This is a genomic window from Mucilaginibacter polytrichastri, assembly GCF_001911425.1.
Lineage (GTDB): Bacteria > Bacteroidota > Bacteroidia > Sphingobacteriales > Sphingobacteriaceae > Mucilaginibacter > Mucilaginibacter polytrichastri.
The window spans coordinates 5,123,820-5,146,901 of sequence record NZ_MPPL01000001.1; the positions used below are offsets into that span (position 1 = coordinate 5,123,820).

Consider the following 23,082-nt stretch of genomic DNA (forward strand, 5'->3'; position numbering starts at 1 on the left):
GATAATATTATGTTACAATAATAGCATTAGACGGCCAAATCTTTACTGTGTTACAGGCTGATTTTTATAGTCGGCTATGTGGAGCTGGTGTTTGCAAAAATCGTATTCGTGGAGCTGGTTTGAGCAGATGATGGTTAACCTGCCGGCAGCAAATTGCTGTACCAGATCGCGGTACCAGTCAATACCCTGCGTATCCAGGTTTGAGGTAGGTTCATCCAGCATTAGTATTGCCGTGTCTGAACAAAAAGCCAAGGCCAGTTTCAGCCGTTGTTTCATGCCCGAAGAGAAGTATTTGATCAGCTTATTGGCACTGGTATTTAAGTTAAGCAGGGTAATAATATCTGCTTTACTTGTGCCCGGTAACAGTGGTTTAAACTTGAAATGAAAATCAATCATTTCATTTAGTGTAAAGTCCTCTATTAGTTCCAGGTAAGGGGCGGCCAGGCTCAGGTGCTCATAAATTGCTTCAGTAGCAATTGCTTCGCCTTTAAAAGTATAAGTTATTTTGCCTTTCGACGGGCCTAGGCTGCCATTAAGGATTTGCAGCAGTGTTGATTTGCCTGATCCATTAGAGCCCAGGATAGCATAACTATTGCCCGATGTAAACGTGTAGTTGATGTTCTTAAAGATCCAGTCGCGGTTAAAACGCCGGCCTACATCGTTGAGGTAAATGGTGATGGAGGGTTCATTGGTCATAGTTGATAGTTCATGGAATTAATTTCTGAAACGAGTGTCTTAAAAATATGGCGATGAACTATCAACTATGATCTATAACGAAGAAGAATTAACTATTTCCAAAACCCTTCATGATACCGCGCTGAGAGCTGGTAATGAAGTTAAGGATCTCGTCGCGTTCTTCAGTTGGCCTGAAATCGGCTTCGATAATTTCCATGGCTTTGCTCACGTTGTTGTTTTTTACAAACAGTGTGCGGTAAATATCCTGTATCTCGTTGATCTTGTCTTCGCTAAAACCGCGGCGGCGTAAACCAACTGAGTTAATACCTGCGTAAGATAATGGCTCGCGTGCAGCCTTTACATAAGGAGGTACATCTTTACGCACCAGCGAACCGCCGGTTACAAAAGCGTGTGAGCCAACTTTACAAAACTGGTGGATAGCCACCATGCCCGCTAACACTACGTGATCGCCAATGGTAATGTGGCCGGCCAGTGTGGTATTGTTTGAGAAGATGCAGTTATCACCGATCTGGCAATCGTGCGCAACGTGGCAATAAGCCATAAGCAGGCAGTTGCTGCCAATTTCGGTGCGCCAATGGTCTTTGGTGCCACGGTTAATGGTTACACATTCCCTGATGGTGGTATTGTCGCCAATAATTACCAGTGTATTTTCTCCTTTGAACTTCAAATCCTGTGGGATACCGGAAATTACAGCTCCCGGAAAAATACGGCAGTTCTTACCAATACGTGCGCCTTCCATAATGGTGGCGTTTGAACCGATCCAGGTGCCTTCGCCTATTTCTACATCCTTGTGGATAGTAACAAAAGGCTCGATTACCACATTGTCAGCTATTTTAGCCTGTGGATGTATATATGCTAACGGCTGAATCATGATTCTTTATATTTTACGATCTGAGCCATTAATTCGGCTTCTACTACAACTTTTTCTCCTACCATACCAATGCCTTTCATTTGTGCAATACCACGACGTATAGGTGATATCAGATCACATCTGAAAATAAGGGTATCTCCTGGTAAAACCTTGTCTTTAAAACGCGCATTCTCAATTTTCAGAAAAAGTGTTAACCAGTTTTCGGGATCGGGAACGGTGTTTAATACCAATATACCTCCTGTTTGCGCCATGGCCTCAATTTGTAATACCCCCGGCATAACAGGTGCGCCCGGGAAGTGGCCTACAAAGAAAGGCTCGTTCATGGTTACTGCTTTTAAACCAACAACGTGGGTTTTGGTTAGCTCTAATATTTTGTCTACCAGCAGCATTGGCGGGCGGTGCGGCAAAATATTCATGATCTGTACAGTATCATAAACCGGTTTCATGTTAGGGTTGTAAACCTTTACATGTTTGCGGCTTCTTTCTTTTTTAATCAGCGCCTTTATTTTTTTGGCGAAGGCTACGTTTGCAGCGTGGCCCGGCCTGGCAGCCATAATGTGGCCGCGTAGCGGTACGCCAACCAGGGCAAGGTCGCCAATCATGTCCAGCAGCTTGTGGCGTGCAGGCTCGTTCTGGTGCCTTAGCTCAATATTGTTTAAAATCCCTTGCGGGGCCACGCCAATATCTTCGCGATTGAAAAGCTTGGCCAGTTTTGCCATTTCTTCGGCATCAATAGTTTTATCAACAACTACAATGGCATTGTTAATATCTCCGCCTTTAATGAGGTCATGGGCTAAAAGCATTTCCAGTTCATGCAAAAAGCAAAAAGTACGGCACGATGCAATTTCTTTTTTAAACTCAGACATGGTTGAGATACTTGCATGCTGGCTGCCCAGCACAGGCGAGTTATAATCAACCATACAAGTAAAGCGATAATCATCGAGCGGCATAGCCACCATATCTACCTTGCGGTCTGGCTCAGAATAATGAATGTTGTATGGAATGTGGTAATATTCGCGATCTGCATCCTGTTCTTCAAACCCTGCTTCGGTAATGGTATCAACAAAAGGCATTGAGCTGCCATCCATAATAGGCGTTTCGGGGCCGTTAACATCAATCAGTACGTTATCAAGTTCGCAGCCAACTAAAGCAGCCAGCACGTGTTCTACCGTACTAACGCTGGCGCCGTTTTGTGTTATTGTGGTACCGCGTGAGGTATCGGTTACATTGTCAACATCGGCGTCAATAATTGGCGCGCCTTCCAGATCAACCCGTCTGAATTTAAATCCGTGGTTTTCGGGCGCTGGATGGAAGGTCATTGTGACACTTTCACCAGTATGTAAACCTGTGCCCGATACGGCAACCGCTGTCTTAATGGTTCTTTGTTTTACGTTCATAACTTGTAGGGGAGACTGCATCAAATTTTGAGTCATATGCTGATATTGCGTAATTCAGCAATTATTTTTTCGAGTTCGTTTATTTTCTTTTCCAACTCGGGCAGCCTGTTAATAACTACTTGCGAGCGCATATTGCTTGCATAAGGAACGGCAGGCGAACCGGCCCATTTCTTGCTTTCTTCTGTAATAGAGCGGCCTATACCGGATTGTGCCTGTATTTGCGAGCCTTTAGCTATGCTAATGTGCCCAACAATACCAGCCTGGCCGCCAATAATTACATTTTCGCCTATTTTGGCACTGCCGGATATACCGGTTTGCGAGGCTACTACTGTATTTGCCCCAATTTCAACATTGTGCGCAATTTGTATCAGGTTGTCCAGTTTTACGCCATGAGATATAATGGTCGATCCCATCGTAGCCCTGTCTATTGTTGTATTGGCGCCAATTTCGGCATTATCTTCAATAATAACGTTACCAATCTGGCTTACCTTATTATAGGTGCCATCTGCAGTTGGGGCAAACCCAAAACCATCGCCGCCTATAACTGCGCCAGAGTGTATAATTACATTATTACCAATAATACAGTCGAAATATATTTTTACACCGGCAAAAAGTGTGGTGTCGTTACCAACGCATACATTATCGGCCAAATAAGTGTTTGGGTAAATTTTAGTGTTATTACCAACTTTAACCCCGGGGCCAATATAGCTAAAAGCGCCAATGTATACATTCTCGCCAATTTGGGCCGACTCGTGTATAAAGCAGGGTTGCTCTATGCCGGTTTTGTTAAGCTTAACGGTATTGTACTTTTCGAGCACAACAGAAAAAGCGCTGTAGGCATTATCAACCCGTATTAACGTGGCGTTAACAGGTTCTGTTAATACAAGGTCATTGTTAATAATAACAACAGAGGCATGGGTGCTGTATAAATATTGCTCATACCTCGGGTTGGCCAAAAAAGATAAGGAGCCAGGGGTGGCATCTTCTATTTTAGCTAACTGATTTACTATAGCTTTTGGGTCGCCATCTATGGTGCCATTTAGCAGTAAACCTATTTCAAGTGCAGTGAATTGCATCGGGCAAATTTAAATGTTAATATCGAAGCAACAAATTATTATAATATAGGCTAAATACGTTTTATATCAGGTCTTTGGTATAACACAATATATATTTTTCAACAGGTTTGGCCAATGCTTCCAGGTTTAAGTTGTCACTTGCCTTGGTAATATCACGCGTTTCTCCGTTGTTCATCAGTATTAAAATATTGCCTTCGTCAAGCTTATAAGCATAATTGCTAATGGCATCGGTAAATACAAAATAAGCGGCCTCAGTTTCGGTTATGCTATATTTTTCAACCGCATTAGCAGTTAATCGTTTTACGAAATCTTCATCGGCAGGGTTATTGGTAATATCAACATGGTATAGGTGCCGGTGTATAAAATTAGTGCAAAGCATTGATAAAACTTTATCGCTGTGGCTCATCCATACTTTTACGGCTGCCATAATATCTGTATCGTCCAGGCAGGTAAAAGTTTTTAAATGTTGCTCTTCGTTCATAAACATTTCCTTACTGATACTATTTATAAGGAAATGGTTTAATGCCGGTGTAGAAAAAAGTTTTTCACCTGCCAATGCGAGCTCTCTGGCACGTTTTAATATTTTCCCTAACAGATGCTCGCCCGATACTACGGTTTTATGCAGATATACCTGCCAGTACATCAGCCGGCGTGCAATCAGGAATTTTTCTATCGAATAAATCCCCTTTTTTTCAACCACAATATAATCATCGGCAACATTAAGCATTTTTATGATCCTGTCTGAGCTGATCACCCCTTCAGACACGCCTGTAAAAAAACTGTCGCGGTTTAGATAATCCATCCGGTCCATATCCAGCTGGCTAGATACCAGCTGATGCAGAAAGCGTTTAGGATAAGTATTGTTGAATATTTCGATAGCCATGGTAAGCTGGCCGCCGAAGGTTTGGTTTAGCCGGTCCATCAACAAAACAGAAATATCTTCGTGCGAGATACCCTGCACAATGGTTTTTTCGAGTGCGTGCGAAAACGGCCCGTGGCCAATATCGTGCAGTAAAATGGCTATGGTAACGGCTTCCTGCTCGTCGGGCGCAATAACGTGGCCTTTGGCGCAGAGGGTTTCAACCGCCATGCTCATGAGGTGCATAGCGCCCAAAGCATGGTGAAAACGGGTATGCAGCGCGCCCGGATAAACCAGGTGCGTCATTCCCAGTTGTTTAATGTATCTTAACCGCTGAAAGTAAGGATGCTCGATCAGGTCAAACACCAATTCGGTGGGTATGGTTATAAACCCGTAAACCGGATCGTTAATAATTTTCTTTTTATTCAAAGCAGCGTACTTACGTGTTGCAAAAGTGTTAATTTATTGTAAACCTTACTATAGGTATCTGTTAAATATTGTTAATTACTTATAATTACGTGCAACAAATAGGTTTACTAAAAGTTATACCTTGATATAATATACTATAAAGATGCAGGAAACCACAATTTTATGGGCAGATGACGAAATCGATCTGCTAAAACCACATATACTGTTATTAAGCGAAAAAGGTTACAAGGTAACAACTGTAACTAACGGCCGCGATGCCGTTGATGCGTTTAAAGGCAGTTATTTTGATCTGGTTTTCCTGGACGAAAACATGCCCGGGCTAACCGGCCTCGAAACATTATCGGAAATTAAAGCGATAAATAATGATGTGCCGGTAGTATTAATTACCAAAAATGAAGAAGAGCCGATGATGGAAGACGCCATCGGATCGAAAATAGATGATTATCTGATTAAGCCGGTAAACCCTAAACAGGTTTTACTAACCATTAAAAAGTTTACCGAGAATAAAAGGCTGGTAACAGAGAAAACTACCATGGCCTATCAGCAGGACTTCCGCCAGCTGGGCATGACCCTTAACGATAATCTGAGCTACCAGGAGTGGGTTGATGTTTATAAGAAATTAATTTACTGGGAGCTTGAACTGGAGAAGTTACAAGACTCTGGCATGCACGAAATATTGACTTTGCAAAAGGCCGAAGCAAATGTGCAGTTCTCTAAATTTATTGAAAGAAACTACCTCGACTGGATTAAAAATCAGGACAAGGCGCCTACCTTATCCCACCAGTTATTTAAGAAAAAAGTTTTCCCTAAGCTGGAAGGTGGCCAGCCGGTGTTTTTTATACTGATAGATAATTTAAGGTACGACCAGTTTAAGATCATCAACCCGATCATCAGCGAATATTTCAGGCTGGAAGAGGAAGATACTTATTACAGTATTTTACCAACTGCAACCCAGTACGCACGGAATGCCATATTTGCCGGTTTAATGCCGCTTGATATGGAAAAACGTTTCCCTAACATGTGGCAAAATGATGAAGACGAAGGCGGTAAAAACCTGCACGAATCTGATTTCCTGAGCGACCATGTTAAACGTGCGGTACGTAAAGAGTGCAAGGTTTCGTATCACAAAATTCTGAATATCGACGAAGGACGGTCATTGAATGAATCGGTGAATAACCTGATGAATAACGACCTGAATGTGGTGGTATATAACTTTGTTGATATGCTTTCGCACGCCCGTACCGATATGCAGATGATCCGCGAGCTGGCTAGTGACGATGCTGCCTACCGTTCGTTAACACTGTCATGGTTTGAGCACTCGCCCTTGTTTGAACTGTTGAAATTTTTATCAACCAAACAGGTGAAAGTGATTATCACGACAGACCATGGTACCATTCGTGTAAAAAACCCGAGCAAGATCATCGGGGACCGTAATACCAACACCAACCTGCGCTACAAACAAGGAAAGAACCTGAATTTTAACGCCAAGGATGTTTTCCATGTGCGCAACCCGCACGATGCGATGCTGCCTAAACTGCACGTAAGCTCGAGTTTTGTGTTTGCCAAAAGCGATAGTTACTTTGTTTACCCGAATAACTACAACCAGTTTGTGAATTTTTATAATGAATCTTTCCAACACGGCGGGATCTCTTTAGAAGAAATGATCATCCCGGTGGTTACTTATGGCAGTAAGTAATATTTAGTATATTTGAGTATGGTAGTAGAGATTAAAAGCAGCAAAGATATTAGCAAAGCTAAAAAGGCTATCGACAATAATCAGCCGGATAAAAAATTTAACGCATATAAATTTTGTGGGGTTTTAAAAGTAGATGAAGATCCTTTAAAAATCCAACAACAACTTCGCGATGAGTGGAGGTAAGCTGTTTGTAGATACAAATATTTGCATCTATCTCTTAAATGGAGATACCAACGTAGCGGACTTACTGAATAACCGCTATGTTTACATTTCTATCATAACAGAGATAGAGCTTTATGCATACCATAGTAATAATGAAGCTGCAAATAAGGCATTAGATGAATTTATTAACGATGTAAATATTATTAATATCGATAAATCAATTAAAGAACACTCGATAAAAATAAGGAAATATAGTAAATTAAAAGTTCCTGATACTATTATTGCAGCTTCTGCTTTGGCATTGAAGCTACCATTACTTAGTGCTGATAAAGCATTTAAAAGAATTGAAGACCTGGACTTAATGCTTTATGAGCCATTTACCACTTAACTTAAACGTTAACTCTTTAACAGAACTTGCTTCGGCTGCTCAACAAATTATTGACCATGCCAAAGACCAGCGCATCTTCTTATTCTACGGCGATATGGGCGCAGGCAAAACCACGTTCATCAAATCGCTGTGCGAGGGTTTGGGCGTTACAGAATCTGTAACCAGCCCCACGTTCTCTATTGTGAATGAGTATCGCGGAGCTAATGCAACTGTTTACCATTTTGATTTTTATCGCCTTAAAAGCCAAAGCGAGGCATTTGATATGGGTTATGAAGAATATTTTTATTCGGACGCTTACTGCTTTATCGAATGGCCCGAGAAAATAGCCGACCTGTTACCAGATCATTATCTGCGGGTTAATATTAAGACAGTGAGCACCTCTGCCCGCGAAATTATTGCCGAACATGTTTAATTTTACTATCTTCATCGTCCAGAGGATTACAGCGCATGAGTTCAGGGTTATATAGTGGGTTTTCTGATGTTGCCAAACAGGCAATGATGCAGCCCCAGGAGTCAATGCTTGAAGTAAAAAGCAGGAAAGACAAACTTTACATAGGCATACCAAAAGAGATTTCCTTTCAGGAAAACCGCATTGCTTTAACGCCATTATCGGTTGCGTTGTTGGTAAACAACGGCCACGATATTATAATGGAAAGCAATGCCGGGCAGGCCGCCAACTTTTCTGACAAAGATTATAGCGAGCAGGGTGCACAAATTGTGTACGATAGCAAACAAGTTTACGAGGCAGCCGATATTATCATCAAAATTGCCCCGCCAACCCTCAAGGAAGTTGAGCTGATGAAGCCCGGACAAATCCTTATTTCTACCCTGCAATTATCAACCCTTAAAGGCGATTGCCTGCAGGCAATGATTAATAAAAAGATCACGGCCCTGTCGTTCGAGCATTTGCAGGACGAAGGCGGTTCGCTAACGGTGATCCGCGCCATGAGCGAAATTGTGGGCGCAACATCCATCCTTATCGCGGCCGAATACCTGAGCAATGTATTTGATGGCAAGGGTTTAATGCTTGGTGGTATAACAGGTGTTCCGCCTACCGAAATCGTGATTTTAGGTGCCGGTACCGTAGGCGAATATGCTGCGCGCACGGCCATATCATTAGGTGCAGAAGTGAAAGTTTTCGACCCCTCTATTTACAAGCTTCGCCGGTTACAAAATAATATCGGCACCCGTGTATTTACATCTGTAGTGCAGCCTATTGTGCTGGAGAAGGCCATTACCACTTGCGATGTAGCTATTGGCGCCATGCGTGCCGAAGACGGCCGCAGCCCATGCATTATATCAGAAAGTACAGTAAGCCGCATGAAGCCAAACTCTGTGGTGATTGATGTAAGTATAGACCAGGGGGGCAATTTTGAAACCTCTGAAGTTACTAACCATACCAACCCGGTTTTTCGTAAGTACGATGTAATTCATTATTGCGTACCCAATATTGCATCGCGCGTAGCGCGTACCGCTACTTATGCGCTAACCAATATTTTTACCCCCATATTGCTTGATATTGGCGAACATGGCGGGCTAAAAAACGTGATCTGGCAAAAAGCCGGCGTACGTAATGCAGTATATATTTACCAGGGGCACCTCACTAATAAACACATAGGCGACCGTTTTAACATTCCAAGTAAAGACCTGGATCTGTTGATCGTATCGCACCGATAACCTGCTTCATATCATGATTAAACCTTACCCCATAAAGTCACTTTTGTGCTTACTGCTGGTGCTTGCCTGCAATAATTTATTTGCCCAAACAGATCTTCAAAAAGCGTGGAAAGCATTTTATGCCAATAACCGTGCAGAATCTCGCACATTGTTTACCGAGGCGGCTAAGCAGAATCAATCTGTCGGCGAAGCATTATTGGGCTTGAGCCTTTTGGCCCAGTTAGATAAACCGGCATCAGAATCATTTGATTATTTTACTAAGTTTTGCGCCCAAACTAAAAATGCGCAACCATACATTTATGCCTTGTGGACAACCGCATCTGTCAATGACGGGTCTGGCAAAAAAACACCGCAGCAATTACAGTTCTTTAAAGAAATAGCTGCAGGCCACCAGTATGACGGTATGCTGCCGGCCATGGCAAGCCAAATGATAGGCAAGCATTACGAAAGCGGCAAAATGTATGATAAAGCCGATGCCGAATATAAAAACATGGGGCCGATTGATAACTGGCAGATCACCGGAGAGTTCGAAAATATATCAACCAGTGGCTTCGATAAAAAATATGATGATATATTGGCACACCCAGAAGCCAGCGCAATATTTACCTCTAAACAGGGCACCAAAATAGGCTGGCGCGAAGTTACAGCCCCACGCCACGACCACTGGCTTGATTTTGAATTTTATAACAACGCACATAATACCATCGTATTTGCACAAAACTTTGTAAAGGCAGATGAAGATCAAACCGTGCAATTACGTATCGGAGTATCCGGTTCGGTAAAAGTTTGGGTAAATGATGCCCTGGTATTATCAGAAGCTGATGAGCGGAATAATGACCTGGATACCTATATCCAGCATGTTAAATTAAACAAGGGTTACAACCGCATTTTAGTACAACTTGGCGAAAGCTATTGTAATAACCTCAACTTTATGGTGAGGCTAACAGATGATAAAGGCTATGTATTGCATAACCTTGCTTATACCGCACAACCACAACCCTATACCAAAGCAGGCGCATATAATTTAGCAGCCGTTCAGCCGGTTGGGATTACCTTTTTTGCCGATAAAATTAAGCAAGACCCGGATGACGATTTGTCGAAAATATTATTGGCCGAAGCCTACCTGCGTAACGATCGCACTTTTGAAGCACGCCGATTGGTTGATGATCTGAAGAAAAAGTATCCGGATAATACTTTCCTGAATACAATGCTGCTGCAAATATTTGCCCGTGAGGATAACCGTACCGGTACCGAAACTACTAAAGAAGCCATCAAAAACGCCGACCCGCATGCCGAACAAGCGTTAATGTACAAATACACCGAGTTATTTACCCAAAAGGAATTTGATAAAGCTACCGGAGTAATTAAAGAACTAGAAGCTAATTATCCCGATCAGCAGGAATTCATTTATTCGGCTAAAATTGGCCTTGCCGGTTCAAATAAAAACCAGGACGAGGTAGTGCGGCTGGGCGAAGAGGCCTACCTGAAGTTTCCGGATAACCGCGACCTGGTACAGTTAAAATATGCCATTGAAAAAGAACTGCATAAAAATGTACCTGCTGCTATAGCTGTGCTTAAAAAGTATGCAGATACTAACGATGATTATGGCATGACCAAAATACTGGCTGAGGCATATTTTACCGCAGGCAATGCAGACCTGGGCTACAAGGTATTGCAGGATGAGATTGCCAACAAGCCATATGCAACCGGGATATACTCCTACATCGGCAACCATTATTACGATCAGCAGCAGTATGCAAAATCAGAAGAAAATTACCTGAAAACCATACAAATTGCACCCACCGTTAGTACTTACTATGCCTCGCTAGGTAAAATAAATGAGATGAGTAATCATAAAGATCAATCTGTAAGCTACTACCAAAAGGATTTGCAATTGAACCCGAATGATTATGAAACGATAAAAGCATTGCGTAAGCTGCAAAGCAAAAAGGATGTGTTCTCGTACTTTACCGAGCCAGATATTGATGCCATAATAAAGGCAGCACCTAAAGCCGCAGACTATCCTGATGATAACTCGGTAATATTAAATGAAGAAGAGCAGAAGGTGGTTTATGAACAAGGCGGCTCTGAAACCCGTAAGTTTTTAACAGTAAAGATCTTAACACAGAAAGGCATCGAAAGCTGGAAACAATATAATATTGATACCGATAGCTGGCAGAACCTGGTTGTTGAAGCTGCCGAAGTTATTAAAGTTAACGGTAGTAAAGTACCCGCCGAGCGAAATGAGGGCACCCTGGTATTTACCAATTTAGAAGTGGGCGATGTTGTAAACATGCGTTACAAAGTACAGAACTATGAAAAAGGACGCTTAGCCGGTTACTTTTGGGATTCGTTTTACTTTACGCACGGTAAGCCTTATGTTACCACTAAATATTCATTGCTGATTAGTAAGAATCAGAAGTTTACTTCAACCTTCTCGCTAAAGGCTATTACGCCGGTAAAAACATCGGCCGATGAGTTTGATCTGTATGTATGGCAAAACAGTAAACAAGCCAGCCTGCAGTACGAAGATAAAATGCCACCGATAGATGATATAGCCAACGTGCTTTATTTGACCTCTATCCCCAACTGGAAATTCGTTTCGGACTGGTATAATGATATGGCCACGGCAAAGGCCCGCACCAACTATGAGGTTAAGCAGGTGATCAGCGATCTGTTTACCAGCAAGCCAAACCTTACCCAAATGCAAAAGGTAGAGAAGATCTATAATTACATTACCAGTAATATCAGCTACAGCTCGGTTTCGTTCCGCCAAAGTGGGCTCATTCCTCAAAACCCGTCAACGGTTATTAATACCCGCATTGGTGATTGTAAGGATGTAGCTACCCTGTTTGTGGCTATGTGTAAAGAAGCCGGGATTAAAGCGCACCTGGTGCTGGTTAAAACCCGCGATAATGGCTTGTTAACAATGCCGCTTCCATCTATCGATTTTAACCATTGTATGGCTAAGGTAAACCTGGATAACCAGGATTATTATATTGAGTTAACCTCTCAGTATCTGCCATTCCGTTGTTTATATAGTAGTTCGTTAAACTCAACCCTGCTGGATATTAATGACGAGAGTGTGCCTGTAGATGCGATTAGTTACCTGCACCCGGCTACCCGTAAGCAAAACAATGTAAAACGTAATACCAGCATTTTGCTTAATGCTAAGAATATGGTTATTACCGAAAAAACGGTTGAAACCGGTTCGATGGCTGGTGGTTTGCGTGAGTCATATGGCGAGCTTTCGCAAAAAGACAGGATTAAACGATTGAAGGAAGCGATTTCGAGTACCTATCCCGATGTAGAAATAACTAATTTGGTGTACAAAAATATCGAGAGGCTGAATCCTACCGATACGGTTTATGTAAACCTGAGCTACCAGCTGAGTAATGTAACCAAAGCTATCGGTGGCATGTCTATTTTTAATTTGCCATGGTCTAGCAAGATCTCTGCGAATGATTTGCAGGTATCCATGCCGCGTACTTCGGGTATCGATTTGTCGCAAATGTTTTTCCTGGATAATGATGTGGAAAGTATCACTATTAACTTGCCTCCCGGCAAAAAAATGGTAGAATCAATTACCCCCGTTATCCTTAGTAGCGACATTATTGAGTACAGTATTGTGCCGAAACAACTGGGCAATAAACTGATACTTACCCGCACCTTTAAATTAAAAAAGGATTTTGTGCCGGTTGATAAAGTAGCCCAGTTTAATACCTTCTTTAAAAAGATGGTAGAGGCCGATAATAAAGAGTTAGCTATGCGCTAAAGCAGGCATCCGGGATAAGGTGCAACCCCCACATTCCCGGATGTTTTATTTCCACAATTAAGGCAGTTGCGTGGTATGATGCGATTGCCTGTAGCGGCTTATATATACCGCAACTTTTCCATCAGCATTAATTACAACATTGCCGAAAGTTTGGGTCGCGATTACGGGTATCTGAGGTGCCTTTCTCGGCATGCCTTACAATAAATACTGTTGTTTTTTGCGCAAAGGCACCAAAATTGCATAGCACCCAAGTGATTAATAAAAGTTTAACTAAACTTTTATAGGGTAATAATGCTTTAATCATAAATAATAAAATTGTTGTTTAAGGAAAAATATGCTGAAACGGCAATTTAATACAAGTGTATGAAGATATTTAACAAACAGAATCTAAGCAAGTGGTGGTGTTTACTGAAAACCACGTTCATGAGTTTTTCTAACGATAATGGCTTAAAACTGAGTGCATCGTTAGCCTATTATACAGTTTTTTCTATAGCACCATTACTGATATTAATTATATCATTAGCCGGTTTATTTTTGGGGCACGATGCAATTACTAATAGCTTATATCCACAAATTAAGGGGTATGTAGGTGGCCCGGCGGCTGCTCAAATTCAGGATATGCTTAAAAACCTGGAACTGTCTGGCAAAACAGGTATTGCGGTAGTAATTGGTATTATAACCCTGATGCTTGGTGCCAGCAGCATATTTGTAGAAATTCAAGATTCGCTAAATATTATTTGGCGCGTTAAAGCCAAACCTAAAAAAGGCTGGGTAAAGCTGCTCCAAAATCGTTTTTTATCTTTCTCACTTATTGTAAGCCTTGGTTTTTTGTTGTTGGTTTCCATGGCCTTAAACTTGTTGATACTGGCATTAAGCAATAAAATTCAGCATTTTTTACCGGGGATAACCGTATGGGTTATTAATGGTATTAACGTAGCCATTGCTTTTGTAGTAATATCTATGCTGTTTGGAATTATATTTAAGGTTTTGCCCGATGTTAAGATCAGTTGGAAGGATGTCCGCTCGGGCGCTTTCTTTACTGCGGTGCTGTTTATGATTGGTAAATATATCATCGGGTTATATATCCAGTACTCGGCCAATAGTTCTACCTATGGTGCTGCAGGTTCTATCATTATTATTTTATTATGGATCTATTACACAGCAGCCATTCTGTACATAGGTGCTGAGTTTACGCAGGTATATGCCGAAGCTAACGGCAGCCATATAGAGCCGGCCGAGTATGCTGTACATGTAAAACAAACAGAGGTAGAGCAGAATGTTAAAGTGCTGCCACCTCAAAACCCCGATATAGAGGGTAAGTTAAAGGAAACTAATTAATCAGTTTGCCACTTAGGTCGACCTGGCGCGCAAAGGGGTTTAAAAATTTATTGGCTAGTACGGCAAACTCCCGGCGGGTAACCGGGCGGTTAAGATCGAAGTTGTCTTTAAATTTGTACTTGCTTTTCCATTGCTTCTGCAAGTCTGTTTGCAAGGGTTTGGGCTCTGCAAGGGTAATTTCGCTGATAAAAGATAGCAGGTTGCCTACTGTAATATATGCTCCCGGCTTTGTTTTATTAAACCATAAAAAGCCGCGGGTATAAATTTCATTGATTACAGGTTTAACCTCTGCCGTGCGCACCAGTGAATCGGGCGCGAAAACAACCTTTAGCGTATTGCCAGTTGATGCCTGCATTTTTGTTTGCAACAAGCCTGTTGCGCTTACCTGTTGTATCGCTCTAAAGTCGGGGTCGGCTAAGGGAATATCACTTAGCGGTAACAAATAGCCTTTAAAGTCCAAAATTTCTCCTTGTATTGCCCGCACATTTAGATGCTGCGTTGTGGTTTTAAAGAAGGCACAAAATGCAGCAACGGTACCGGCTCCCTGGCCCAGTGTCATTTGTACAGCCGGGTTACAGGTACTCGCACCCACCAAATGTGTAACCGATATCGCATTTTCGGTAACAATTAGGTTATCCAGATCTTTAACCACCACCGCTCCTAATGGAATACTATAAGCCGGAAATGGCGGGTAATCTACAGGTGATATCATATTCTGATCGGGCATGGCATCACCTACCCCTATCGAAGTACGGTATAGTTTTGAGGCCCGGTTATAAGGCGTATAAATATCATCCATTACCATGCGCACATCGCCTTTAATATGGCGGTACTCGCGTATGTAGGGCATGTAAGGTAAATGACCGGGTGTGTTAAAATTTTCATCAAAGCCCAGGTTTTTGTAGCCAAGCTCGGTTTGCAGGTAATAGATAAGCCCCAGGGTTTGCAGCCGTAATGCTTTAAAAAAATCCTGTCGTTTATTGGGTGCTAATTGTTCTGTAGTTGCCGCGTACCGGTTTCCGCACTCGGCCCAATTAATGAGGTATTCGTCATTAGGAAGCTTTCCTTCGGTCAATAGCTTTTTAATGTCTTTGTTTTTCAGGCAGGTATATAGGTTGGCATTATAGTTTTCGGGTTGTGGGATGGTTTTATCGGCTGTGCTGCTATAGTCTTTCAAAATAATGGCCCAGGTTAAATCACGGATATTGGCCGATGCTGCTTCTGGTGCTAATTTTTCCCCGGTATCTTGTCGTCCTTCTGTGCCGCTTGTCAGGGTTGCGCCTGCTTTGGCTGCCACGTCGGCAAACTCGGTAGCATCTATTAAAACATGTGCTTTAATTGTTGTGGATTTACCATTTTGCATAATGGTTACATCCCAGCCGGTATCATCTTTTTTAACGTTAGTCCACGGAGTGTTGAGTTTTACGGTTAGGTTTTTAACCGTGTCGGCCATTTTTTTGAGGGTGGCTGCGCCTGTGTATGGCTCGAACCTGAGTGTGGCATTGTAAGTGGTATCGTAACCCGGTGTCTTTTTGTAAAACTCTGTCACCTTTTTACGGAACTCACCATAAATCCCCGATGGAATATTTTTATTAGCATCCAGTATGCATATGCCGCCGGCAGTCATGCTGCCACCCAGCCAGGGGCCGGGTTCAACTAATATGGTTTTAATTTTGCTGCGGGCACACTGTATAGCTGCTGCTGTACCGCTTGCACTGCCACCAATTACCAGTACATCTGTTTTTATAGTTTCGGCATAAACCGTGTTAATGCAATAGAGGCAAAGGAAAAACAGGATCTTTTTTATCATTTCTGTTTACAATAGCTCGTACAAAACCTTAATTTGGCGCAATACTTTACAGAGGCAAATTTAATTGACGCAAGTATATTATAAATTATTATGAAACCTGTTTTTAACTGTTAAAACAGCCTCCTACAATTAACAAAAATCCAATGATTGACGACAGCCTGAGATACCCCATCGGAAAGTTTACGCCCCCTGCCGCTTATACGCAAGAAGATATAACCGCATGGATAGCTGATATTAAAGCCCTCCCTATGCAAGTGCGTAATGCAGTGATTGGGTTAACCGATCTGCAACTTAATACGCCTTACCGCCCCGGCGGGTGGACAATTAAGCAGGTAGTACACCATATGGCAGATAGCCACATGAACTCGCTAATAAGGTTTAAGTGGGCTTTAACAGAAGAAAACCCCACCATTAAAACATACCATGAAGACAAATGGGCTACCCAGCCCGACTATGCTTTGCCGGTTGAATCATCATTGAAAATGCTGGAGGGCATTCACCAACATCTGGTTGCATTGCTCGAATCATTTTCTGAAGCTGAATGGAACCGAACATTTTATCACCCCGAAGCCCAGATAGAAATATCTTTAAAACGTAACCTGGGTATATACTCATGGCACGGCCGCCATCATTTAGCACATATACAGAACACGCAGTTTTAATAATAGTTCATTTTAAAAAAGGAAGGCGCAGTTTATTATCCCGAACTGCGCCTTCCTTTTTTCGGTTCGTAAGCGCTTACATATCCATGTCCATCATATCATGATCGTGCTTTTTCATTTTCATAAATGATGGGCTGATGCGCAGGTAAACTTCCAGCCCTATTGGTGCTGTGCCATACAGCGATTGAAGGGCCGATGGCGAAATGTTTACCGTGCCCTGCAAGCCGGCACGCAAATCTGTGTTTTTAATAATTTTACCGAGCGTGCGATTAATGCCCAGCGTAAAGGCATTAATGTTGTAGTTTGGATTATAACCCGTAGTATGGCTCTCCAGGTCCAGTTCATCGGCATCCTTTCGCACAAACTCATATTTGCCATAAATAGCAGTTTTATGCATTTGCAGGTTGCTTTCCAGCAAAACCGATGGTAGCGTTTTACCGTTATCGCTATAATGGTTTTGCCCATAAACAACGGTGGTTGCCAGATAGCTATCTGCATTTAATTTTTTGGTATGCATGGCCGACGCGGTAAACCGCTTTACATTTTGAGCCGGCTCTATCTCTTCGGGGCTATGGATCCAGCCATTAGAAACCTGCAAAGACCACTCTTTGGATGGGCTATAGGATAGCCTTACCGAGTACGAATCAAACTTCATCGGGTCGAAACCGTAACGAAACTCATCGGGTTCGCGGCCTTTAAAGGTGGAGCCTTCTATCTTAAAATCACTTACCCTGAAACCCAATGTGGCCACACCAAAAGAGATGTGTGTTGCATCAGCATAATGGTGGCTCAGCGGTGCATCGGGGTTGTTGGCCGCCGACAGTCTGTGCATAAACACAGGAGGACCCAATGCTGGTTCGCCGGGATAGCCGAACGAAAAATAGAGGTCGGTAAGTGTAGATAGTTGCTGGGTATAGGCCACATTTAATTCCGAAAACAGATCATGCGGGTGTTGCTTATCTACCAGTTTATAGCCTTTGTAAGATTCGCCGGTTTGGTATAGCAGCGGGTAGCCTCCATTGCCCACCAGTAAAGCATCGAGCGAAAACATGGTATTGAAGGCAAGCAAGCCGTGCTGGCCAATCTTACGCTGGGTCATGCCCATAATCCAGTTCGGGGCGTCAAATTTGTAGGCCCCGCGGTTGCCTTTGTTAAACAGATCCTGGTTATTGTAGCGCAAAAAGATGTTGCCATGTATCATGGTCATCCATTTTTTACCGGCAATCATATAAGCATTAATCGGGGTTTCGTCTGGTACCCACGATGTTCCCGAGCCATCGCGGTTCATGGGTATGCTGCGCGAAAACTGGCTGGTCATACCGGGCATGTTATCCATCTGCATTGTGCCCATATCCATGCCGTCCATGTGCATGGTGGTGTCGCTCATTTTCCTGGTAGATGTAGAGTCGGTTTGATGATGTTGATGCTGGGCCGATACAGTTAGGGCCAACAGCATCGCGAAGCTTATTAATAGTGCTTTCATGTTGATGGCGATTAAAAGATGTTGAACAAATTATATTCCAGCCTTATCAGGTACATGTTTTTGCTGTTGCGGGTCATGTCGTTCCAGAGCGGTGTGCGGTAAGAGAAATCTAAACGTAACACACTATTGAAGATGAATTGAACAGCCGGTGCGGCATCCGCATAACCTTGCCCGTAACCCGGGTTGGCTTTACCCAGTAATTCGAAATACAAGTTCACATTGGTTTGCTTGTAGTTGGTGTAATTTTTCGGGAACAATAAATAGCCCGCCGAAAGCGACCAGGCTGCTGCATTACGTGCATAACCATCAGGCACCTGGTTGCCCGTATTATTAAATCCACGGATATAACTTGCCGAACCCGAAAGGGCAAGCTTGTGTAGTAACTGGGTAAACACCACGCCGCCCTGTACGCCGCTGTTATCGCCCTCGAGGGAAATCTCCTGATTAATAACCGGGTTATTAATAGCCGCCAATTTGGCGAAAAAAGCTCCGCGAAAATGCCGCTGTACACTATCGACAGACAAGAAACGATATTTAGCATATACGCTTCCGCCTTCAAAATGGCTATTATTGGTGTTAAAGTTCGACTCATAAAGCGAACCATGTACCATCAGGTTTTTGCTGGCACCATACATCAGCTCCACTGTGCTGCGGTTGCGGAAATCGGGCTTAAAGTAGCCCTGGTTTTCCACGCGGATACCCAGCGAGTTGGTTGCCATATTGCTGGCAGGTTCTGTATTTACATACAACTCCTGCGCAAAGGCAGTTGCTGCTGATATCCATATCAGCAGCAACACAAATAAGTGTTTCATAAAATCAGTAAAAGCTGATAAATGAAACTTAAATAGTTACATGGTAAACGCGGCTGCCATCCATAGTGCCGGTTTTGTAACAGGCAATAGGCATAGCGGCATATTTTTTATAGGTAGATGAAGGGACGAAGCTTTTATCCAGCAAGGTTACGGCAACCGGGCCATCCAGTGTTTTATCGCCCACGTTTAAAAAATGGTACATGCTGCCGTTGTAGTTAAAGTGGTAGTTGTTACTTACTTTAACGTTGTTAAAATCGAAGGTGGCCTTCAGGCTGTTAACCGAGAAGCCTGCGCTTTGTACCTTTTGGCTAATCTGATCTAAATTTACCGGGGCATCTTTTTTAAAGGTGATGATAAAAAGATTGCGGTTAAGGTCGGTTTTAATATCGCTGATAAAATTGAGCTTGCGCAGTGATTTTTCGGTAGCATTTGAGCACATAGAGCAAGTGAGCCCGCTTACTTGCAATTCTGCTTTGGTAAATTGTGCTTTTGCTATGCTGATGGTAGTAACCAAAATGGCTACAAATATTTTAAGAAATTTCATGATCTGTAATTTTTGAATAAATAATTAAATGCGTTGAATAACTGGCCTATGCGATAGCATAGCCAGATTGCCGGGCAAAAAATTAATTACTCAGATCCTGAAATTGCGGTTGGCGAGATAGATGGAGGGTTGGCTGCTTAACCCATCGGGTGGGCCGCGGTTAAATGCTTTAGCAGCTGGTGCCTGTACAGGTATTTGCGAAAAGCCCAGGTAAGCGATACGCGGCAAAACAAAACCATAAGTTTTGGCTAAAAATGATAACGAAGAACTTTCGTGTCCGTCTTTAACTTTTACCTCAACTTTTTTGTCTTTACAGCATTTCATGGCTTTTACCACGCGTAGGCTGCTGCATTTTTTAACCGGCTCATTAATCTGTACCGACGAAACCTGGTTAAGGCAATAATGAAAGTTAATGGCAAAGCCCAAAACCGTTACTGTATACAGTAAGGCAAGGCACAATGCAATTGACTTTTTTATCATAACACAAAGTTAGGTAATGGATATGGTAATAGCAAAAGGGTGATCTTTATAGCTTGGGCTGTAAGATTCCCTCCTTGGGGAGGGGTGCGGTTGTCTGTGTAATGGCAGGGAGGGGTCGCTCGGACGCTAAGTATTTGCAAAAAACCCTCCCTAGCCCTCCCGAGGGAGGGAATTCTACACGCAAGTTTCTTATTTTCGCACAATTAAGGAATTTAAGCCCCCCAAAAAAGCCCGTCCAATCTGAACGAGCTTTATATTAAAATGATTTTAAGATTACTGAGCTTGTTTAATGTCGGTTTATCAAGTAAATTACAGCAATTTTCATTAATGCCAGATCTAAATCTCTTTGGATAAATTAACATTTACAATTTTTGAACCTGATAATAAAAGATTCCGATGGACACCGGATTGGATAATAGTTCTTTTATATGGCTCATTATTGATCATGTTTTGGGTATTGGATGGTATGCCAGCTGACAGTGCATTAACTACCTTAAAAAATCTTTATTTAGTTAGTGTAGTCATACTGTCTATTTATTTTATAATTTCTTCGTTTTGGACATATGAACCATTAAAAGGTAAAATAAATGGGGAAGTTGAATTTAGTAAAGATTACATCAAAATAAAAAATGAATTATATAATCTAAATGAGATAAGTAATGTGGAGTTCCATTTTAATAAATTTCATGGAGAATCATTAGTACGATTATACAATAGTGTAAATGGTATACTTTCACAAGGAGTTAACAATAGCGTTCTATTTACGGATAATGAAAATCAAACACATCAAGTTTATTTTAGATTGGATGCTAAAAATGAATATCTTTCTTTATCGCCGTTTATCAATCAAGCTGTAAGTTTAAAAAGAATGCGGTTTAAAGATGCAATTGATTCCATAGGGATCGAAAACGTTTCTGTTACTCAATAAAAAAGCCCCACTAAATTTTAGTAGGGCTTAAAAATATCTTAAGACTACTGAGCTTGTTTAGCTTCAGTTTTCATTTGCTCGTTTGCTACAATAACTACCTCTACACGGCGGTTTAATGCGCGGCCATCTGCTGTTTTGTTATCGCCAACCGGTTCTGTAGGGCCTTTGCCTTGAGTGGTTAAACGTGATCCGTCAACGCCACCGGCTACAATTTGTGATTTTACCGATTCGGCACGTCTTACAGACAGATCCATGTTATGTGCAACTGTACCTGTGCTATCGGTATGGCCAATAATCAGGATGTTAGTTTCCGGGTTTTTAATAAGCGATGCTGCCAGGTTTTGCAGGTTTGTTTTGGCTACCGGCTTCAATGCTGTTTTATCAACATCAAATAAAATGCCGGCGTCAAATTTCACTACAATACCTTCACCTTCGCGCTCTACAGTTGCACCTGGTACATTTTGTTTAATTTCTGCGGCCTGGCGGTCCATTTTGCGGCCAATAAATGCACCTGCGGTACCACCTACTGCGCCACCAATAATTGCACCTAGTGCTGTGTGCCCTGTAGCGCGGCCAATTAACGCACCAATGGTGCCACCACCTACAGCACCAATACCGGCACCTTTTTGCGTTTTTGTAAGCGAGTCGCAACCTGCGTTTATCATACAAGCCAAAGCGATAAGCAGGCCTAAAAACGTGGTTTTAATGTTTAATGTTTTCATTGTTTGTTTTTGGGAATAAAGCGTAATGTTGAGTATTATTCTTTGTAATGTTTTTATTACAATTCAAGTGCCAAATGGTTTTGGGAACCCTGCCAATAAAAAAAGGACCCTGATTATCAAGGTCCTTTTTTTATTGTAATTTTAAACAAGCTGATTATTTGTCATCCTGCTCGTCTTTTCCGTTGTCTGGTGTGCTTACTACGCGGTAGCTTGTACCGTCGTCGGTTTTCACTTCTTCCAGGTAAATATTATCTGGTGTTACCCAGTATTTCTTTTTGTTAAGGGTGATCTTGCGTGAGTTTTCAGGTAGCTGATCTGTCATATCGCCAACTTGAGGCATTGGCGGTACGCTGTTGTCAACCGCTGTACTGTCGGGGTTTATACCTTCTGGGTTGGTATTTAATACTCCATCCTTACCGGCTACAAGGTATACTTTTTTATGATCGGGCGTAATGGCATCTTTATAGTAAACACCGTTAAACTCATAATACTGCACGCCATCTATACTAATAGGGTTAGAACCTTTTGGTAATGAAGGTACTTCGGCACCAACAGGAGGGGTTACAACCTGGTAACCGCCGTTAGTATATGGTTGGTAAAATAAACCGCCTGAATAGTAATATTGATTTGGACCCCAGAAAAACGGATAGTAACCGTAAGGTAGTGCGCCTATAATGCCATAACGCGGGTAGCCAAAAGAACTGTAATAGCCACCGAAACCGCCCAGGCCAATGCCCACACCTAAGCCAAAACCAAAATGAGAGCCACCACCACGGTAGCCTCCGCCACCAAAGTGGCCTCCGCCCCCGCCAAAATGGCCGCCACCGCCGCGGCCGCCTCTTTGGGCATCGGCATTGGCTGTAATTGAAAAAATTAATACGCCTGCAAAAAATAGGCTCAATAGGGGTTTTAAGATGGTTCTCATGGTATGAATGAATTGTTAACGCTCTTTTTTACAAAAAAATTATATCGTCTTAAAATTAAAACTGTTATTTAGACTAACGGGCACCTGCAGGGTTTAAAAGCAGATGAAAAATAGTTGTGCAATTTTCTTTCAAAGATCGGGTTCCCGTGAGTGATAAAGCTGTTCTAGTTAAATTGTTACACTACATCAACCAAACAACAATTAAATATGAGTTTTGAAGATCACATCAGGTCGCTGTTTGTGGCAGAAAGCCAGATCCCGGAAGAGTTCCGGATCGAAGAGCTTCACCAGCGCGAATACCTTAGCGGCGGAGAAATGAAGAAATGGGATGGCGAAGTAGCCTCGGTATATT

21 protein-coding genes are annotated in these 23,082 nt (G+C 42.3%); 9 read left to right on the plus strand and 12 right to left on the minus strand.

Annotation, left to right across the window (positions count from 1 at the left end; genetic code table 11):
- Positions 1-42: 42 nt before the first annotated feature.
- From RG47T_RS22120 to RG47T_RS22140, 5 genes are all read right to left on the minus strand, one after another.
- A complete protein-coding gene (locus tag RG47T_RS22120; protein WP_074493664.1) occupies positions 43-678 on the minus strand; it encodes an ABC transporter ATP-binding protein in 636 nt (211 codons plus the stop codon).
- A gap of 106 nt (positions 679-784) precedes the next feature.
- Positions 785-1,567, minus strand: a complete 783-nt coding sequence (gene lpxA / locus RG47T_RS22125) for an acyl-ACP--UDP-N-acetylglucosamine O-acyltransferase (protein WP_074491839.1) — start codon at positions 1,565-1,567, stop codon at positions 785-787.
- Positions 1,564-2,964, minus strand: coding sequence for a bifunctional UDP-3-O-[3-hydroxymyristoyl] N-acetylglucosamine deacetylase/3-hydroxyacyl-ACP dehydratase (locus RG47T_RS22130; protein WP_074491841.1), 1,401 nt, complete (start codon positions 2,962-2,964; stop codon positions 1,564-1,566). Before RG47T_RS22130 ends, lpxA begins: the two co-directional genes overlap by 4 nt.
- Positions 2,965-2,996: 32 nt before the next feature.
- Positions 2,997-4,040, minus strand: coding sequence for a UDP-3-O-(3-hydroxymyristoyl)glucosamine N-acyltransferase (gene lpxD / locus RG47T_RS22135; RefSeq protein WP_074491843.1), 1,044 nt, complete (start codon positions 4,038-4,040; stop codon positions 2,997-2,999).
- A gap of 61 nt (positions 4,041-4,101) precedes the next feature.
- Positions 4,102-5,328: an HD domain-containing protein gene (locus tag RG47T_RS22140; RefSeq protein ID WP_074491845.1), complete on the minus strand. Its 1,227-nt coding sequence runs from the start codon at positions 5,326-5,328 to the stop codon at positions 4,102-4,104.
- A gap of 142 nt (positions 5,329-5,470) precedes the next feature.
- Between RG47T_RS22140 and porX the strand changes: the two genes are divergently transcribed.
- From porX to RG47T_RS22170, 7 genes are all read left to right on the plus strand, one after another.
- Positions 5,471-7,024, plus strand: a complete 1,554-nt coding sequence (gene porX, locus RG47T_RS22145) for a T9SS response regulator signal transducer PorX (RefSeq protein ID WP_074491847.1) — start codon at positions 5,471-5,473, stop codon at positions 7,022-7,024.
- A gap of 18 nt (positions 7,025-7,042) precedes the next feature.
- Positions 7,043-7,207, plus strand: coding sequence for a hypothetical protein (locus RG47T_RS26205; protein WP_171972580.1), 165 nt, complete (start codon positions 7,043-7,045; stop codon positions 7,205-7,207).
- Positions 7,194-7,574 carry a type II toxin-antitoxin system VapC family toxin gene (locus RG47T_RS22150; protein WP_074491849.1) on the plus strand — a complete coding sequence of 127 codons (381 nt, stop codon included), beginning with the start codon at positions 7,194-7,196 and terminating at the stop codon, positions 7,572-7,574. The genes RG47T_RS26205 and RG47T_RS22150 overlap by 14 nt, the downstream gene beginning before the upstream one ends.
- Positions 7,555-7,986, plus strand: a complete 432-nt coding sequence (gene tsaE / locus RG47T_RS22155) for a tRNA (adenosine(37)-N6)-threonylcarbamoyltransferase complex ATPase subunit type 1 TsaE (RefSeq protein ID WP_074491851.1) — start codon at positions 7,555-7,557, stop codon at positions 7,984-7,986. Before RG47T_RS22150 ends, tsaE begins: the two co-directional genes overlap by 20 nt.
- A 35-nt stretch (positions 7,987-8,021) precedes the next feature.
- On the plus strand, positions 8,022-9,251 hold the full coding sequence (locus RG47T_RS22160) for an alanine dehydrogenase (RefSeq protein WP_074491853.1): 1,230 nt from the start codon (positions 8,022-8,024) through the stop codon (positions 9,249-9,251).
- Positions 9,252-9,264: 13 nt separating this feature from the next.
- Positions 9,265-13,026, plus strand: coding sequence for a transglutaminase domain-containing protein (locus tag RG47T_RS22165; protein ID WP_074491855.1), 3,762 nt, complete (start codon positions 9,265-9,267; stop codon positions 13,024-13,026).
- A gap of 363 nt (positions 13,027-13,389) precedes the next feature.
- Complete coding sequence (locus RG47T_RS22170; protein WP_074491857.1) at positions 13,390-14,364, plus strand: YihY/virulence factor BrkB family protein; 975 nt, start codon at positions 13,390-13,392, stop codon at positions 14,362-14,364.
- On the opposite strand, the gene RG47T_RS22175 is transcribed toward RG47T_RS22170, so the two are convergent.
- Entirely contained in the window at positions 14,357-16,174 is a 1,818-nt protein-coding gene (locus tag RG47T_RS22175) for an FAD-dependent oxidoreductase (RefSeq protein WP_074491859.1), read from the minus strand. The two genes, RG47T_RS22170 and RG47T_RS22175, sit on opposite strands and share 8 nt — an antisense overlap.
- Positions 16,175-16,317: 143 nt before the next feature.
- Here RG47T_RS22175 and RG47T_RS22180 point away from each other — a divergent pair, with 143 nt between their 5' ends.
- On the plus strand, positions 16,318-16,836 hold the full coding sequence (locus RG47T_RS22180) for a YfiT family bacillithiol transferase (protein WP_216351092.1): 519 nt from the start codon (positions 16,318-16,320) through the stop codon (positions 16,834-16,836).
- 76 nt (positions 16,837-16,912) lie between these two features.
- Here the strand turns inward: RG47T_RS22180 and RG47T_RS22185 are convergent, their stop codons facing one another.
- The 4 genes from RG47T_RS22185 to RG47T_RS22200 form a co-directional block, all read right to left on the minus strand.
- Complete coding sequence (locus tag RG47T_RS22185) at positions 16,913-18,319, minus strand: hypothetical protein (protein ID WP_074491861.1); 1,407 nt, start codon at positions 18,317-18,319, stop codon at positions 16,913-16,915.
- A gap of 11 nt (positions 18,320-18,330) precedes the next feature.
- On the minus strand, positions 18,331-19,131 hold the full coding sequence (locus RG47T_RS22190; protein WP_074491863.1) for a hypothetical protein: 801 nt from the start codon (positions 19,129-19,131) through the stop codon (positions 18,331-18,333).
- A gap of 28 nt (positions 19,132-19,159) precedes the next feature.
- Positions 19,160-19,675 carry a heavy-metal-associated domain-containing protein gene (locus tag RG47T_RS22195; protein ID WP_074491865.1) on the minus strand — a complete coding sequence of 172 codons (516 nt, stop codon included), beginning with the start codon at positions 19,673-19,675 and terminating at the stop codon, positions 19,160-19,162.
- 90 nt (positions 19,676-19,765) lie between these two features.
- Positions 19,766-20,155 carry an HYC_CC_PP family protein gene (locus RG47T_RS22200; protein WP_074491868.1) on the minus strand — a complete coding sequence of 130 codons (390 nt, stop codon included), beginning with the start codon at positions 20,153-20,155 and terminating at the stop codon, positions 19,766-19,768.
- A gap of 346 nt (positions 20,156-20,501) precedes the next feature.
- Here RG47T_RS22200 and RG47T_RS22205 point away from each other — a divergent pair, with 346 nt between their 5' ends.
- On the plus strand, positions 20,502-21,083 hold the full coding sequence (locus RG47T_RS22205; protein WP_139235692.1) for a hypothetical protein: 582 nt from the start codon (positions 20,502-20,504) through the stop codon (positions 21,081-21,083).
- A 44-nt stretch (positions 21,084-21,127) separates the two neighbouring features.
- On the opposite strand, the gene RG47T_RS22210 is transcribed toward RG47T_RS22205, so the two are convergent.
- Both RG47T_RS22210 and RG47T_RS22215 read right to left on the minus strand, forming a co-directional pair.
- The gene (locus RG47T_RS22210) at positions 21,128-21,805 is read right to left on the minus strand and encodes a YiaD family glycine zipper/OmpA-like lipoprotein (RefSeq protein WP_074491872.1); all 678 of its coding nucleotides are present in this window, start codon (positions 21,803-21,805) and stop codon (positions 21,128-21,130) included.
- A 154-nt stretch (positions 21,806-21,959) separates the two neighbouring features.
- Positions 21,960-22,730 carry a DUF6515 family protein gene (locus RG47T_RS22215; protein ID WP_074491874.1) on the minus strand — a complete coding sequence of 257 codons (771 nt, stop codon included), beginning with the start codon at positions 22,728-22,730 and terminating at the stop codon, positions 21,960-21,962.
- Positions 22,731-23,082 lie beyond the last annotated feature (352 nt).

Bases quoted from the DNA above. Each gene is read 5' to 3' on its own strand.
- RG47T_RS22200 (WP_074491868.1), bottom strand. From the start codon at position 20,155: ATGATAAAAAAGTCAATTGCATTGTGCCTTGCCTTACTGTATACAGTA.
- RG47T_RS22215 (WP_074491874.1), bottom strand. From the start codon at position 22,730: ATGAGAACCATCTTAAAACCCCTATTGAGCCTATTTTTTGCAGGCGTA.
- RG47T_RS22190 (WP_074491863.1), bottom strand. From the start codon at position 19,131: ATGAAACACTTATTTGTGTTGCTGCTGATATGGATATCAGCAGCAACT.
- RG47T_RS26205 (WP_171972580.1), top strand. From the start codon at position 7,043: ATGGTAGTAGAGATTAAAAGCAGCAAAGATATTAGCAAAGCTAAAAAG.
- RG47T_RS22130 (WP_074491841.1), bottom strand. From the start codon at position 2,964: ATGAACGTAAAACAAAGAACCATTAAGACAGCGGTTGCCGTATCGGGC.
- porX (WP_074491847.1), top strand. From the start codon at position 5,471: ATGCAGGAAACCACAATTTTATGGGCAGATGACGAAATCGATCTGCTA.
- lpxD (WP_074491843.1), bottom strand. From the start codon at position 4,040: ATGCAATTCACTGCACTTGAAATAGGTTTACTGCTAAATGGCACCATA.
- RG47T_RS22210 (WP_074491872.1), bottom strand. From the start codon at position 21,805: ATGAAAACATTAAACATTAAAACCACGTTTTTAGGCCTGCTTATCGCT.
- RG47T_RS22150 (WP_074491849.1), top strand. From the start codon at position 7,194: ATGAGTGGAGGTAAGCTGTTTGTAGATACAAATATTTGCATCTATCTC.
- RG47T_RS22170 (WP_074491857.1), top strand. From the start codon at position 13,390: ATGAAGATATTTAACAAACAGAATCTAAGCAAGTGGTGGTGTTTACTG.
- RG47T_RS22160 (WP_074491853.1), top strand. From the start codon at position 8,022: ATGAGTTCAGGGTTATATAGTGGGTTTTCTGATGTTGCCAAACAGGCA.
- RG47T_RS22185 (WP_074491861.1), bottom strand. From the start codon at position 18,319: ATGAAAGCACTATTAATAAGCTTCGCGATGCTGTTGGCCCTAACTGTA.
- lpxA (WP_074491839.1), bottom strand. From the start codon at position 1,567: ATGATTCAGCCGTTAGCATATATACATCCACAGGCTAAAATAGCTGAC.
- RG47T_RS22180 (WP_216351092.1), top strand. From the start codon at position 16,318: ATGATTGACGACAGCCTGAGATACCCCATCGGAAAGTTTACGCCCCCT.
- RG47T_RS22195 (WP_074491865.1), bottom strand. From the start codon at position 19,675: ATGAAATTTCTTAAAATATTTGTAGCCATTTTGGTTACTACCATCAGC.
- tsaE (WP_074491851.1), top strand. From the start codon at position 7,555: ATGAGCCATTTACCACTTAACTTAAACGTTAACTCTTTAACAGAACTT.
- RG47T_RS22175 (WP_074491859.1), bottom strand. From the start codon at position 16,174: ATGATAAAAAAGATCCTGTTTTTCCTTTGCCTCTATTGCATTAACACG.
- RG47T_RS22165 (WP_074491855.1), top strand. From the start codon at position 9,265: ATGATTAAACCTTACCCCATAAAGTCACTTTTGTGCTTACTGCTGGTG.